Origin of the sequence: Arthrobacter sp. M4 (genome assembly GCF_020251205.1) — a bacterium.
Taxonomy (GTDB): Bacteria; Actinomycetota; Actinomycetes; order Actinomycetales; family Micrococcaceae; genus Arthrobacter.
In genome coordinates, this window is the sequence record NZ_JAIWYX010000007.1 from 298,907 (window position 1) to 311,883 (window position 12,977).

Annotated in this window: 14 protein-coding genes; 13 read left to right on the plus strand and 1 reads right to left on the minus strand. The window is 62.9% G+C overall.

The genetic code is table 11. The features are described 5' to 3' along the window. Position 1: 1 nt before the first annotated feature. The 10 genes from LD110_RS14470 to LD110_RS14515 all read left to right on the plus strand — a co-directional run bounded on the left by LD110_RS14470 (position 2) and on the right by LD110_RS14515 (position 8,616). Complete coding sequence (locus LD110_RS14470) at positions 2-829, plus strand: MBL fold metallo-hydrolase (RefSeq protein WP_225499520.1); 828 nt, start codon at positions 2-4, stop codon at positions 827-829. 42 nt (positions 830-871) lie between these two features. After that, complete coding sequence (locus LD110_RS14475) at positions 872-2,467, plus strand: ABC transporter substrate-binding protein (RefSeq protein ID WP_225499521.1); 1,596 nt, start codon at positions 872-874, stop codon at positions 2,465-2,467. Positions 2,468-2,559: 92 nt separating this feature from the next. Then, on the plus strand, positions 2,560-3,246 hold the full coding sequence (locus LD110_RS14480) for a cysteine hydrolase family protein (RefSeq protein ID WP_225499522.1): 687 nt from the start codon (positions 2,560-2,562) through the stop codon (positions 3,244-3,246). A 21-nt stretch (positions 3,247-3,267) separates the two neighbouring features. Continuing rightward, positions 3,268-4,074, plus strand: coding sequence for a hypothetical protein (locus LD110_RS14485; protein WP_225499523.1), 807 nt, complete (start codon positions 3,268-3,270; stop codon positions 4,072-4,074). Continuing rightward, the gene (locus LD110_RS14490; protein ID WP_225499524.1) at positions 4,071-4,895 is read left to right on the plus strand and encodes an MBL fold metallo-hydrolase; all 825 of its coding nucleotides are present in this window, start codon (positions 4,071-4,073) and stop codon (positions 4,893-4,895) included. The genes LD110_RS14485 and LD110_RS14490 overlap by 4 nt, the downstream gene beginning before the upstream one ends. A 156-nt stretch (positions 4,896-5,051) precedes the next feature. Further along, positions 5,052-5,996 (plus strand): polysaccharide deacetylase family protein, encoded by a 945-nt coding sequence (locus tag LD110_RS14495; protein WP_225499525.1) that lies wholly within the window; start codon positions 5,052-5,054, stop codon positions 5,994-5,996. Then, positions 5,993-6,445: a cupin domain-containing protein gene (locus tag LD110_RS14500; RefSeq protein WP_225499526.1), complete on the plus strand. Its 453-nt coding sequence runs from the start codon at positions 5,993-5,995 to the stop codon at positions 6,443-6,445. Before LD110_RS14495 ends, LD110_RS14500 begins: the two co-directional genes overlap by 4 nt. After that, positions 6,438-7,142: an aldolase/citrate lyase family protein gene (locus tag LD110_RS14505; RefSeq protein WP_225499527.1), complete on the plus strand. Its 705-nt coding sequence runs from the start codon at positions 6,438-6,440 to the stop codon at positions 7,140-7,142. Before LD110_RS14500 ends, LD110_RS14505 begins: the two co-directional genes overlap by 8 nt. 125 nt (positions 7,143-7,267) lie before the next feature. Then, positions 7,268-7,879 carry a cupin domain-containing protein gene (locus LD110_RS14510; protein ID WP_225499528.1) on the plus strand — a complete coding sequence of 204 codons (612 nt, stop codon included), beginning with the start codon at positions 7,268-7,270 and terminating at the stop codon, positions 7,877-7,879. A 2-nt stretch (positions 7,880-7,881) separates the two neighbouring features. Continuing rightward, entirely contained in the window at positions 7,882-8,616 is a 735-nt protein-coding gene (locus LD110_RS14515; RefSeq protein WP_225499529.1) for an aspartate/glutamate racemase family protein, read from the plus strand. A gap of 13 nt (positions 8,617-8,629) precedes the next feature. On the opposite strand, the gene LD110_RS14520 is transcribed toward LD110_RS14515, so the two are convergent. Further along, positions 8,630-9,526: a polysaccharide deacetylase family protein gene (locus LD110_RS14520; RefSeq protein WP_225499530.1), complete on the minus strand. Its 897-nt coding sequence runs from the start codon at positions 9,524-9,526 to the stop codon at positions 8,630-8,632. Positions 9,527-9,615: 89 nt separating this feature from the next. Here LD110_RS14520 and LD110_RS14525 point away from each other — a divergent pair, with 89 nt between their 5' ends. From LD110_RS14525 to LD110_RS14535, 3 genes are read left to right on the plus strand one after another with little or no spacing between them, the layout of a single operon-like run. After that, positions 9,616-10,989 carry an amidohydrolase family protein gene (locus LD110_RS14525; RefSeq protein WP_225499531.1) on the plus strand — a complete coding sequence of 458 codons (1,374 nt, stop codon included), beginning with the start codon at positions 9,616-9,618 and terminating at the stop codon, positions 10,987-10,989. Further along, positions 10,986-11,165, plus strand: a complete 180-nt coding sequence (locus LD110_RS14530) for a hypothetical protein (RefSeq protein WP_225499532.1) — start codon at positions 10,986-10,988, stop codon at positions 11,163-11,165. Before LD110_RS14525 ends, LD110_RS14530 begins: the two co-directional genes overlap by 4 nt. Next, positions 11,162-12,586, plus strand: coding sequence for an amidase (locus LD110_RS14535; protein ID WP_225499533.1), 1,425 nt, complete (start codon positions 11,162-11,164; stop codon positions 12,584-12,586). Before LD110_RS14530 ends, LD110_RS14535 begins: the two co-directional genes overlap by 4 nt. Positions 12,587-12,977 lie beyond the last annotated feature (391 nt).

Consider the following 12,977-nt stretch of genomic DNA (forward strand, 5'->3'; position numbering starts at 1 on the left):
CATGGAAGATCTAGTCGAAACAATGAGCACCGACCTTCCGCGTGAAGTCGCTCCCGGGGTCACCTGGATGAGTTCCTGCCTCCCATTCCACCTGGCGGACAGGGTGATCCACGGACACAACTCCACCTACCTAGTCCAAGGCGACCACTCATCAATCCTGGTGGACACCGGCAACCCATCCAGCTGGCCCATCATCTCCCGGACGCTCGATGAATTGCTCCAAGGAGAGCAACTCACCTACGTCTTCCCAAGCCACCCGGAACTGCCACACACCGGCAACCTTCCGCGGCTGGTGGAGAAATACCCGGAGGTACAGGTTGTGGGGGACATCCGGGATTACCACCTCTTCTACCCGCAGATCGTGCCTAATCTGCACGCGCGGGTGCCTGGTGACAGCATCGATTTGGGTGGCAAGGAATTCGTGGTGGTCGAGGCACTCATAAGGGACCTGCCCAACACTCAGTGGGGCTTTGTCCGTGAAGCGGGGGTGCTCTTCACCGCGGACGGCTTCTGCTACATGCACCGCCCCGAACTCGACGACGAAGACCCCGTCCACCTGCCGGGCGAGTGCGGCCTGACCACCGGCGAACTGTCGGTTCCCATCGCCGTCGAAAATGCCGCGTTCTTCACTGGCAGCGCGCTGTACTGGGCGCGTTTCGCCAATGACGCGGATGCAGTTTATGACCGAGTTCTTCATCTTATTGACGAACTAGGTGTTACCTCCGTGGCCCCCACCCATGGAAACTTCATCAGCAACATCCGCGACGTGGAGCCCATCATCCGGGCCGGCCACAAGCGCGCTTACCGCTATGAGACTGCCCAGTCCTAGCTGGCGACTCAACCACTCCCGTCAGAAAACGGAGTCCCCTTCATGAAAAGTCTGCGTCTACTCACCGGGGGCGCCGCCGTCGCCCTCACAACCTCCCTCGTCGGTTGCGGCGGTGCTGCCAGCCCCCAGGCCGGCAACGCCGCGATCGAAAACGTTGTTGTCGCCGTCGGCGCCCTGCCGGACAGCCTCACGCCGGCGCCCTGGGGCGGCAGCGCCTCCCACGTGGTGCTCAGCGGCCTCGGCTCCCAACTCCTCGAATACAAGCAGGGCGCCAGCGACGGCAAGAGCTGCCCGGCCCCGTCCACCGAAGTGTCCGGCCGATTGGCCGAAAGCGCCAAGCCCAGCGCGGACGGCACCGGCATAGTGGTCACCCTCCGCAAACTGACAAGCCAATACGGCAACACCCTCTCGGCCGAAGACGTCCGATGGAGCCTGGATATCGGCATGAAGCGCCAGCCCGTTATGAAGGGCACGCTGAAGAGCAGCGGCTTCAACGTCGACAACCTGGTGAAGGTGATAGACGACCACACCATCCAGCTCAACACCACCGGGCTGACCTCCTACACCGAGGAATCCCTGCAGAACAACCTCTTCTACATCCACGACAGTGTGGAAGCCAAGAAACACGCCACCGCAGAAGACCCGACGGCGAACGGCTGGCTTTCGAAGAACCTCGCCGACTACTCGGGCTGGAAACTGGAGGAGTTCACGCCGGGTGCCTCCCTCACCGTGACGGCGGACTCGAACTGGCAGGGCCAACGCGGCTCCGTGAAGCGCGTGGTGGTCAAGGCCGTCCAGAGCACCGCTACCCGCAGCCAGCTGGTTGAATCCGGCGAAGTCCAGGTTGCCAACGGCTTCGAGTACGACCAATACAAGTCGCTGGAGAAGGCCCCCGGCGTCACCGTCCTCAACTGCCCCAGCCAGACCCGCGACACCATGATGATCAACACGAAGACGGGTCCGCTCTCCGACGTCAAGGTTCGCCACGCTGTCTCGATGGCCATCGACCGTGACGCCTTGGTGAAGGGTGCCTATGCAGGCTTCGGCGAAGCGGCTGGCTCCATCTTCCCAACGGTTGAGGGTTCAGCCACCTACAAGTTCAATAAGGAAGAAGCCAAGAAGCTGCTTGCGGAAGCGGGCTACGCCAACGGCTTCCCGATGACCCTGAGCTATAGCGCAACCCGTCCGGGTCCGGTGGCAGCGAAGTCCGCCGTCCTCATCCAGTCGATGCTCAAAGAAGTCGGCATCACCGTCCAGTTGCAGAACGTCGCAAGCTCAACCGACTTCTCCACCGCCCTTCTCGAAGGCCGCTACCAGGCGGTGCTCTACTCCGAACCGATCGTGATCGCGGACCCCGCGTTCTACAGCTACGCGTTCTACGGCTCCGGAGCCCCGAGCAACACCACCGGCTGGTCGAACCCCGAATTCGACAAGGCCCGCGCCGAGCTGGCCGCGACGCCGGCCAAGGAAACGGACAAGCGCACCACCCTCCTCAACAAGATGGCCTCGCTGGTGGACGACGGCGCCCCGATCCTCTCGCTGGTCGAAACCCGCGGAGTCCTGGTGGCCAAGACCGGACTCTCAGGCGCCACACCGCTCACCAACGGCCAGATCTACTTCAACGCCCTCGGGCGCTAGCACTTTCGCTAAAGCCACAGGCGACCTTCACTCGGTGCCGGCCGGCCGTCGTCGAACCCGGCCGGCACCACCTCTACAAGGAGGAACAACCCATGATTGAAATTTGCGGCAAGCAGGTCCGCGACACCCTCCAGGAACTCCTGGATCCCGCCACCACCGCGCTGGTTGTCATCGATATGCAGCAGGGCGCGGTGCACGCCGGCGGCGCAATCGGCGACTCCGGCCACGACCTCAGCATGATGCCCGCCGTCGCCGAGCGCTGCGGACGCGCCATCGCTGCGGCGCGGCAGAACGGCGTGCCGATCTTCCACATCCGCGTGGAGAACCTGCCCGACGGCGGCAGCTCGCCGGCCGCCTGGCTCCGCGCCTTGTACACGGCTGCTAATGGTCGGCCCATCGACCTCGGACGGCTCAGCCTCAAAGGCGATCCAGCCACGGAATTCTGCGACGAATGCAAACCGGAAGAGGGCGAAATCATCATTACCAAGCGACGCCCCAGCGCATTTGTTGGGACGGAACTGGGGCTGTTGCTTCGGAGCCAGGGCATTGAGTCCGTCGCATTGGTTGGTGTTTCCACAGGCGGCTGCGTCGAAGCCACGTTGCGGGACGCCGTGCATAACGACTTCTACGCCGTGCTCATCGAAGACGCTGTTGGCGCCTACGACACAGTGGTCCACGAAGCTGCGCTGACGGTGATGAGGGCGCGGCACGACGTCTGCACCCTGGACGAGGCCATCGCCGTTTGGGAATCCGCGGGCGTCGCCTCGCCGCGCGCCTAGTCCACGGTTGAGGAGAAGACCGTGAATTCCCGAACCATTCAACCCCCAGGGCCATCCCGCACCAGGGCCCGCGCCATTGCCGCCGCGGGCGCACGTGACCTGATTGGCGACAGGGTCTACCGGCTGGGCGCCGACATCCTGGTCGATGAGAACGTCAGCTGGTGCCCGCCGGGCATTCGCACCACTCAGCCCGTCAACTGCTACGTCATCAAAGGCTTTGGCGGTTCCGTACTCGTGGACACAGGCGTCCGCCTCCACGAAACCGAGATTCTGGCGCAGCTGGACGCCGTGCTTGAGCCGGGGGAGCGGCTTGCAGTCGTCCTGACCCGCACCGAGATGGAGTGCTGCCTTAACCTTCCCGCCATCGAAGCCCGATTCGACGTGGAATCCGTTTGGTACACCGGCGGAATCACGGTTCCGCGGACCACGGCCGAGCCGCGACGGATCATGGTCAATCCCGGAACTTCCCAACTGGTGGAAGTCATTGACGGCATCAAGCTGGAGTTCGTTTCCCCACTGATGCGGCTATTGCCCACGCTGTGGATCTTCGATCCAGTGTCCGGAGCGCTGCTGACCTCCGATGCCTTCACCCATGGCTCGTATCGTCGGACGCCTGACGGCCTTGGGGCATCCGACGGCCTCTGCAAGTTCCGCTGGTTCAGCGAGGCCGACACCCGAGGGATCGCCGCCGACGTCGAATCCGTTGTCCGCGAGCGGCAAGTCACCGCAATCGGTCCTGGCTACGGCGAGCCGTTTATCGGGGTGGCACAGTGCGCCACGGAATCAGCGGCGCTCGCCGCCGCGATCAGGGAGGTGGGAGTCCAGTGAGCCCTGAACTTTTGGCCGGCCGGATCATCGACGACGGCGTCCACTGGCTGGGCGGGTGCCTGTCGGCCAGCGCTCCAAGCCATAGTGGAGAAGTCCAGGAAGTCCACTACCACGTCTCCTCATATCTAGTGGTGGGTTCCAAGGCCACGATCCTGGTGGACACGGGGGACCCGGCGCATCGTGCCACGGTGATGGACCAACTGGACGCTGCCTTGTCTGGACGGCCTTTGGATTACGTCTTCCCCACGCATCCGGAGATCCCGCACGCGGGCAATCTTCCGGCACTGCTGGAACGTTATCCGGGCGCCCTTGTGGTGGGCGATGTTCGGGACTATGCCCTTCATTTCCCGGAATATCGTCACCGGCTGCAGGCTCAATCCGCGGGCGACGTCCTGGATCTTGGTGACAGGGAGTTCCGTTTCCTGCCCGCGTACATCCGCGATCTGGAAAACACGCTGTGGGGCCACGACTCCGGCGCCGGGATGATGTTCGTCTCGGACGGCTTCTCCTACATCCACGACATCCCCGGCCCGGACGAGGACGACGAACCCGTCCATTTGCCAGGCCAGTGCCGGCTGTTCTCCAGCGAGATGCCCGTCCCTCCGACCGTGGACCAGGCGGCGTATGGGACCGGCCGTGCCCTGTATTGGACCAAGTTCGTTGACGTCAGCACTGCGTTTCAAGCAATTGAAGACACACTTTCTGCTTTTCCCACCCGGTGGATCGGCCCAGCGCACGGCAACGTGATTGATGACGTTGAGGACATGCTCGCGACGTCGCTGGCCGCCCATCGAAAGGTCTATGAAGGGCGGCTTTTGTAAGATGAATCCTCATCAATATAATGAATCGACTGTGGTTCGTGAGTGCTCCGGACCCCAGCCCATAGTTTTCGGGCTTCGCAGCCCTGAATCCCAGCAGGGATGTTGCGGCGGATGCCCACGAGCAGCAGTTGTCTATGAACAGCGAGGAGATGCACAATGCGAGACCTGATCGGGTATGGCGAGAACCCTCCGATTGTCACGTGGCCCGGCGGCGCAAAGGTGGCTGTCTCCCTTGTGCTCAATTACGAGGAAGGTGCGGAAAGTTCCATCGAAGCCGGCGATGCGCGGGACGAGGACGTCTCCATCTTCGGCGGATGGTCGGCTGATCCCACGCGCAGGAGCCTGATGAAGGAGTCCTTCTTCGAATACGGCAGCCGCGTTGGCATCTGGCGATATCTGGGAATGCTCCGTGAATACAACGTCCCGGCGACCGTTATGGCCTGTGGCGCTGCCCTGGAGCGGAACCCTGAAGCGGCGCGCGCCATCGTCCGCGACGGCCACGAAATCTGCGCCCACGGCTACAAATGGCGTGGCACCGTAGGCATGACTCCCGCGGAGGAGCGTGCCGAGATCCGAGCCAGCCTCTCCGCGATCGAAGCAACAACTGGAGTGAGGCCGGTCGGCTGGTATGTCCGCGAAGGAATTACGGAGAATACCCGCGAAATTCTTGCCGAAGAAGGGTTCCTCTACGATTCGAATTCCTATTCCGACGACCTCCCGTATCACGTGGCGGCCGGGCCCAACAGCCACCTCGTGGTGCCGTACTCGGGGGACACCAACGACGCCCGCTTTTGGGGCAACGGCAGCCTGGGGACTGCTGAGGACTTCTTCACTGTCTTGAAGGACAGCCTGGATTGCCTGTTGATCGAAGGGGAGACCGTTCCCAAGATGATGTCCGTCGGTCTGCACTTGAGGATAGGTGGCCGCCCCAGCGTCTCCCACGGCGTCCGGCGGTTCCTGGAATACGCCCTGGCCAAAGATGGAGTCTGGTTCGCCACGCGCGAGGAAATAGCCCGTTGGTGGATCGAGCATCCGCCGGTGCAACAGTCAGTTGAAAATACGACGGCGGAACGCGCCGCGGCCTTTGAAGGTGTTGCATGAGCGGCGCGGCACGTGCCGGCGCGCGGCTGGACAGCGAAAGCCGGCCCGCCGTCGTCGACCTCAAGAAACTGGTCCACAACGTCCACGAGCAGGGGTTCCAGGAACTGAGCAAGACAGGCCTTCAGGGCCAGCGGGACCAAGGCCTGGTCAGCACGCTCATCTCCCGTGACCTCAGCGGCTCCGACGATCTATGTGTCAGTTGGGGGAGGATCCTGCCCGGCCAACACCATCTGTGCCACCATCATCCCGATGCCTCGGAGTTCTACGTGGTGCTGGCGGGGACGCCCATCGTCCACTTGGGTGACACGACGTACCGTGCCAAGCCGGGCGATGGCATTTACATCCCCCGGGGGACCACGCACGGACTGACCAACGACGGCGACGAAGCGGTCGATTTGGTGGTCGGAGTCAGCAAGCCCGCCGACTGGGAGTTCGTTCCCGATGAGTGAGCAGCGAAGCGTCGGCCTCATCAGCGCCGACCCCAGTCCAACACTCCTTGCCCTCCTGGCCCGCACCAAAGTGGACTTCCTGGTCCTCGACGCGGAGCAAACCGCTGTGACCGTGTCCGAATGCGCCGGGGTGGTCCAGAGACTTGCCGGCAGCGGCGTCCAAGTTGCGGTGCGTGTTCCTGATCTTGAAACAAACACGCTCGTAGCTTTCGCGAATACAGGCGTTGCGGAGATTGTCCTCCCGCAAGTTCGCACGGTGGACGAGTTGGAGCGTGCCTACGACGCCACGCAGTATCCGCCCCTCGGGTCTCGCCCCAAGCAGGTGAACCCTTCCTCCGCCTTTGGTATGGATTACTCCCTGACGCCCAGGCTCACCGTGCTTTTCGAAACCCACCAAGCCGTGGATAACGTGAAGGAATTCGCCGCGTCTGAGGCTTTCGGCGGGGGATGGGTGGGACCCACGGATCTCGCAGCGGACCTGAAACGGCACGGGCAACATGGCCCGGATGCCGTTAGCGAAGCCACCCAACGCGTGGTGGACGTCCTGGCGGAAGCTGGGAAGAGCGTGGGGCTGCCTGCTCCTGGCCTTTCCGACGCAGCCAGCGTGTTCAGCCGCGGCGCGGATCGTTGCGCTGTCTACTGGGAGCGCGAACTGGCCTCCTTGCTTGTCGGTTTTGCCAAGCAGCGAGCCGCTTGAACCTGTCCATCACCAGTAGTCACTGCAACAAGATTCAGCCCATTAAGAAGGGTTTCGAAGACCCTTCCAGGCACCCCCATCTTCGATATACTGACGGAAAACCGAGGACTAGTGAAGGAGTCGTCGTGACGGAGACAGCAAGCAATGAAGCAGCCGAGTCCCTGGAGCGCGACTTCTGGATCGCCCATCTCGGAGCAATGATCAAGCAACAACGTCTGGGCCGGTTCACCGTTGAGGAACTCGCCGATCGCGCAGGCGTCAGCGCTGGCCTGATCAGCCAAATCGAACGAGGCATCGGGAACCCGTCCTTTGCCACCCTCCTCCGCCTCGCCAACTCCCTGGAGCTGCCCCTCTCCAGCATGTTCACGGACCCCAACGAGGGCGAGAACCACATGCTCGTCCGCCGCGCAGACCGGCGCCGGATCGAGATCCCGTCGCAGGGCATCATCATGGAGCTCATCGTTCCGGACTCGGAGCGGAAGCTCGGCGTTGTCACCATGACCATCCCGGCAAACTTCGACGGCGCCCACGTCCCGCACTCCCACGACGGCGAAGAATGCGTCATTGTCCAGGCCGGGACCCTCGTGGCGACCATCAGCGGCCAGGACTTTACCCTCGAAGCCGGCGACAGCCTGACCTATGACGCCTCACAACCGCACTGGTGGAGCAACCGGACTAACTCGGCTGCCGTGATGCTTGCGATTTCCACTCCGCCGTCCCTCGGTAAGGCCCACTAGGCGTGGGCGACCCCCATGCCGACCTGCCCGGTCCGGAAACGCGGCTGGGAATTCTTGTTCCGTCCACAAATTCAAACGCCGAGACGCTTACCGCCGCGATCCTCGCGGAACAGCCCGACGTCGGCGTTCACTATAGCCGTTTCCGCCTCCCGCCGAGCCTGGACGACACCGTCAGTGCAGCCGTCCTGGGCGACGCGCCCGGCCTTTTGAAGGACGCGGAACTCCAGGCGGTTGCCTTCCACGGAACCTCCGGCTCCTGGACGGGGCTCGACGGCGATCGTGCACTGTGCGCCGAACTCTCGGCTGTCACAGGCTCACCTGCCACAACGGCCTCGCTGGCCGTTGTCGAGGCGCTCACCTCGCTGTCGGCAAGCCGCATCGCCGTCGTATTTCCGGGGCCGGGAAGCATTGCCGAGCGTATCCAGCGCGAATATGGCACCCAGGGAATCGACGTGTCGGTGACGTCTGTCCCGGCCCGGGAAATGACCAACCCGGAGATCTCCCGCTTGAGCCGGAGCGACATCGAAAAGCTGATGCGGCCCGCCTTCACTGGCGACGTTGACGCCGTCGTCTGCATCGGCACTAACCTGCGCTCCGGCTACCTGGTGCCCCATCTCGAAGAAGAATTCGGCGTCCCCATTGTGGATAGTGCCACCGCCACCCTCTGGCACCTACTCAAAATTGCCGGAGCCAGCCGCCCCATCAAAGGCTGGGGCAGACTCCTCGCAGAGTCGTAGCCAGCACCCCAACTTAAGAACTAGTCGACGAGCGCCAAGCGCCGACGATCTCTTCGCGCGTCGCGAACCATACCTTCTGGGCGCGCGCCGACTCGAGGAACCTATCCAAGGCCACCGCATAGGCTGGCCGCCCGATCAACCTGGGATGAAGTCCGACACTCATCACAGACGGCCCGGAGCGCGTGTCGTGCAGCATCATGTCCAGGGCGGCCTCCAGGTGGTTGGCGAAGGACGCCGCCGTCGGGAATTGCTTGAAGAGACCGGAATCGTTGGTGTCCCCTGCGTAGGGGAGAAGCGGGAGCTTGGGGTTTGCGGGTCCGTGTCCCCAATGCGGCAAGTCGTCATTGAACGAGTTTGAGTCGTAGCTAAATCCCTCGTCCGCCAGGAAACTCCGTGTCCCTGGCCTGAGGCCGTCCCGTGAATACCATGTGGTCGGCTGCCGACCGGTTGCAGCGGAAATGGCCTCGCGCGAGGCAATGATCTTCTCCCACTCTTCATGGTCCGTCAGGTCCGTGTGTGTATCCCACTGGTATCCATGGTCGGCGATCTCATGCCCGTCCCTTACCAACGCGGCCGCGATATCCGGGTTAAGCTCGAGTGCCGCCGCACAGCAGAAAGCCGTGGCTTTGACATCATGACGCCGCAGGATGCGCAGCAGTCGCCAAACGCCTGCGCGGGAACCGTACTCAAAGGCCGATTCGAGCGTGAGGTTGCGTTCCGTTGAAGCATGCGCCGGGATCCAATGTGCACCCAGGTCGTCTGCTGAGTCGCCCCGCGCCCTGCTCCGCTCGGCTCCTTCTTCAACGTTGATGACCAAAGATATGGCCACCCGGGCTCCGCCGGGCCAGCAAAAATCAGGCGGACTTTCGCCGTAGCCAACGAAGTCCCGCTGGGATAGTGCCTCTTCCATGGTTCTCCAATCGGGGGTTCCCTACTCCCGTTCGCCGACGCTATAGTGAAGCAACTTCGATATGATGAATCTAGATCAGAGGGAGACAAATGTCTACGCTCGTTCGGGGAGGCACCGTTGTCACCGGCGACGGGAGCACTGTCGTGGAGCCCGGCGCCGTGGTGATGCGCGATGGCCGCGTGTCCGATGTCCTGGAGCGGTGGGAATTCCCAGCACATTTCGACGGCGAAGTCATCGACGCCTCCGGCTGTGTTGTGATGCCCGGGCTCATCAACTCCCACACCCACGGCGTGACACCGGGTGCCCTGTTCCCAAGCGCGGCGCCGCCACTTCCTGAGCACCGCTGGATGGGCCATCTGGACCGTCACCTATTGGCGGGCACTACAACAGTCCTTAACCTCTGTGGCTTCGCGAGCATGGATGACGTGCGTGAGGCCGACCGCCGACACGCCGTGCACGTACGGGGTGCCACGACGCATTTGCCCAATTGCCTGCGCGCGGCGGAAACGGCGGACGGGAAAGGCCTGCCTCCCGACGCAGGGGACCTAACAGTTGAGCGCATGCTCGAAGACGGTGCCATTGTGATCGGTGAACTCGGCGGCGGACAGACTCTCGGCGGGGGAGGGCAGGATCTGGTCTATATTCCCGCCGCGATCGAAAAGGCCAGCGGAATCCGAATCTCCAACAACCAGGCAAGACGGATCAAAGAGGCGGTCCTTGGCCGTTTCATCGACGTGAAGGCCATCAACCTCGTGGAACTCGCTGAAGCGGCGGAGGAAGCCGGACTCGCTGAAGCCTTTACCGCGACCGAGTTAATGAAGCTTGTCGCCGACACCGTGCTGCCATCCATTACTCCCGCCTTGGACGGCATCCGCGAGGGCGTGCGCGCCGCGGCTCGATTTGGTGTGCCCGCAATTGTCCACAGCGCAGCAGCGACCGGCGGCGTGATTCGCGAACTCATGACTGACACGCGCAACAAGGACGTCCGAGTGGTCGCCGCCCATGCCAACCATCCCTCGCACACTCCTGCGGAGGCGCTGGACCTCGCAAAATTGGGGCACGACGCCGGATGGGCCGCGGAGGCGTCGGTATTCGATCTACTTCACCGCAAGCACACCGTCACCACTCGCGAGCATTGGGACCTCCTGCTCCAGGATCCGGGGCTGATCTCGGTTCTCGCCACCGACTACGGCCACGACGGTCACCACGACGAACTCATCTCGGCCGTCCAGGATGTCGCCGCCTCAGGTCACCGTTCACTTGCCGGGGCCGTGGCGATGGCGGCTTCCGCCGTCGCCGACCTGATCCCGGGACTCGCTTCCGGTGGCGGCCGGCTGGAACGCGGCAGTCCAGCAGACGTTGTGGTTGCCAGCGCAGGCGACTTCAGGGACGTCCGTTTTGTTTTCGTCGACGGCGTTTGCGTCGTTCGTGATGGTCAGCTCACATCGGAGGCCCACAGATGAGGACCACTCTTTCCCAGCAACAGCTCGACATCATCCGGAATCTCGTTGGCTCCGAGCTGGCGGCCGAAGACTTGCCAGCGCTGGAACGCGCCTATGGAGACTTTAGGGCGGCGATGGACACGCTTGGTGAGGCCTTCGGGTCCCTTGCTGACGTTGACAAGGAAGTGGCGCATTGAGTGAGGCATGGGAGCTGGGCATCGCTGAAGCGGCGCGCCAATTACGACGCCGGCAGTTGGGGTCCGTAGAGCTGCTTGACTCCGTTCTGGCTCGCTTGGGAGAGACGGAGGACTATGCCCGTGCCTGGGCTTACGTCGACGAGCACGGCGCGAGGGAGGCCGCGCGAAGGGCGGATGCCTTAGCCAGTTCAGGCGCTTTCGACGGCGTCCTGCACGGCATCCCGCTAGGAGTCAAAGACGTGATCGACGTCCGGGGCCTTCCGACCGAGGCCGGTTCCGCATCACTGAAGGGAAACCTCGCGAAGGCGGATGCCGGCGTCGTTGCCCAGCTCCGCGGTAGCGGTGCGGTGATCCTCGGAAAGCTGGAAACGCACGAGTTTGCATTTGGCCAGGGCACTCCGCCGACCCGAAACCCCCGGGATCCGGAGCGGTACGCCGGAGGGTCCAGCGTTGGATCGGGCGTAGCAGTTGCCGTTGGCAGTGCGCCCGGCGCCCTGGGTACGGACACGGGCGGTTCCATAAGGAATCCCGCCGCGGTCAATGGTCTGGTTGGGCTGAAGCCCAGTGCAGGTGTGGTTGCTTCAACGGGGGTGCTCAACGTCAGTCACACACTGGACCATGTTGGGCCGATTGCCCGGAGCGTCGAGGATTGTGCCCTGATGCTGGACGGCATGGCCGAGGCGAAAGGTCTTGAGCTTGTGGGCGGCCCCCTGTTGGGCCGAATTGAAAGACTTCCTTCCTCCCTGCGCCTTGGAGTTGATCGCAGGATTTGGTCTGATTGGAGCGTCTCGGCAGGAGTTGCCGCTGCCGTTGAGGATGCCTTGGCAGTCCTCGCCGGTCTTGGACTGGAGATCGTTGATCTTTCGATTCCTGAGTTGGACATGGCGCTGCCGGCCAGCCTGGCGATCTCGCTGTCTGAATCAGTGGAGCACCACAGGGCTCGGCTCGGCGCGGCCGCCGAGCTGTACCTTCCCGCCACAAGGGTCATGATCGAGACAGGCGCGCTTGTGTCCGGCCAGGAGGTTCACTTGGCGCGGCATGCGCGGGAGTACTTAAAGGTGTTCCTTGCGGATGCGATGGACCGTGCCGGGGTTGTTGCGCTGGTTTCGCCCACCCTTCCTACTATCGCGCCACGCATTTCTTCAATGACGTCAGAACTGACCGCGGCCAGTGGCGAGGAGTCCCTATCCTCGGCGCTTCGGATGCTTGCTAGTGCGAACCTCACAGGCATGCCGGCGTTGAGCATTCCCTGCGGGCTTGTTGACGGGCAGCCGGTGGGGCTTCACCTTATGGGCCGCATGTTCTCCGAAGCCAACTTGTTTGCCATTGCGCATGCTTACGAATGCGCGACGCCGTGGCATCAAGACGTTCCAGTGAGGACGCTGCCCGAAGTGGGCGCAGCAACAGCAGCAACCAGGTAGCCAGGGCGCGCCGGATCTCATCTGAAGTAGGTTCGGGGCCGACTGAGGAAGCCCAACTTGCCCACAATCCCCGTGGAGAACTAGTCGCCCCTGCCCTCTGATTCGAATCTATATTCGAGTATAGAAAAACTAATTCGAACACATATCCACATACGCCCCACCCACCATGGAGCCTTCTCACCAAGCCCCCGTAGCCTCCTTATAAGGAACCGCCACCCGCGGAATCCACGCCCAGACGTTCACGCGAACCCAGCCCACCGACCAGCCCAAACCGCCCTCTCACCACCTAGACGCCCGCGGGGCAATACCTATTTCTGCGCCTTCAATACCTAGATGGGAGTTCCAGACCCCGGATTTTGCCCGTTTCACCACCTAGATGCTCAACCGTCAC

Bases quoted from the DNA above. Each gene is read 5' to 3' on its own strand.
- LD110_RS14470 (WP_225499520.1), top strand. From the start codon at position 2: ATGGAAGATCTAGTCGAAACAATGAGCACCGACCTTCCGCGTGAAGTC.
- LD110_RS14475 (WP_225499521.1), top strand. From the start codon at position 872: ATGAAAAGTCTGCGTCTACTCACCGGGGGCGCCGCCGTCGCCCTCACA.
- LD110_RS14480 (WP_225499522.1), top strand. From the start codon at position 2,560: ATGATTGAAATTTGCGGCAAGCAGGTCCGCGACACCCTCCAGGAACTC.
- LD110_RS14495 (WP_225499525.1), top strand. From the start codon at position 5,052: ATGCGAGACCTGATCGGGTATGGCGAGAACCCTCCGATTGTCACGTGG.
- LD110_RS14500 (WP_225499526.1), top strand. From the start codon at position 5,993: ATGAGCGGCGCGGCACGTGCCGGCGCGCGGCTGGACAGCGAAAGCCGG.
- LD110_RS14505 (WP_225499527.1), top strand. From the start codon at position 6,438: ATGAGTGAGCAGCGAAGCGTCGGCCTCATCAGCGCCGACCCCAGTCCA.
- LD110_RS14520 (WP_225499530.1), bottom strand. From the start codon at position 9,526: ATGGAAGAGGCACTATCCCAGCGGGACTTCGTTGGCTACGGCGAAAGT.
- LD110_RS14525 (WP_225499531.1), top strand. From the start codon at position 9,616: ATGTCTACGCTCGTTCGGGGAGGCACCGTTGTCACCGGCGACGGGAGC.
- LD110_RS14530 (WP_225499532.1), top strand. From the start codon at position 10,986: ATGAGGACCACTCTTTCCCAGCAACAGCTCGACATCATCCGGAATCTC.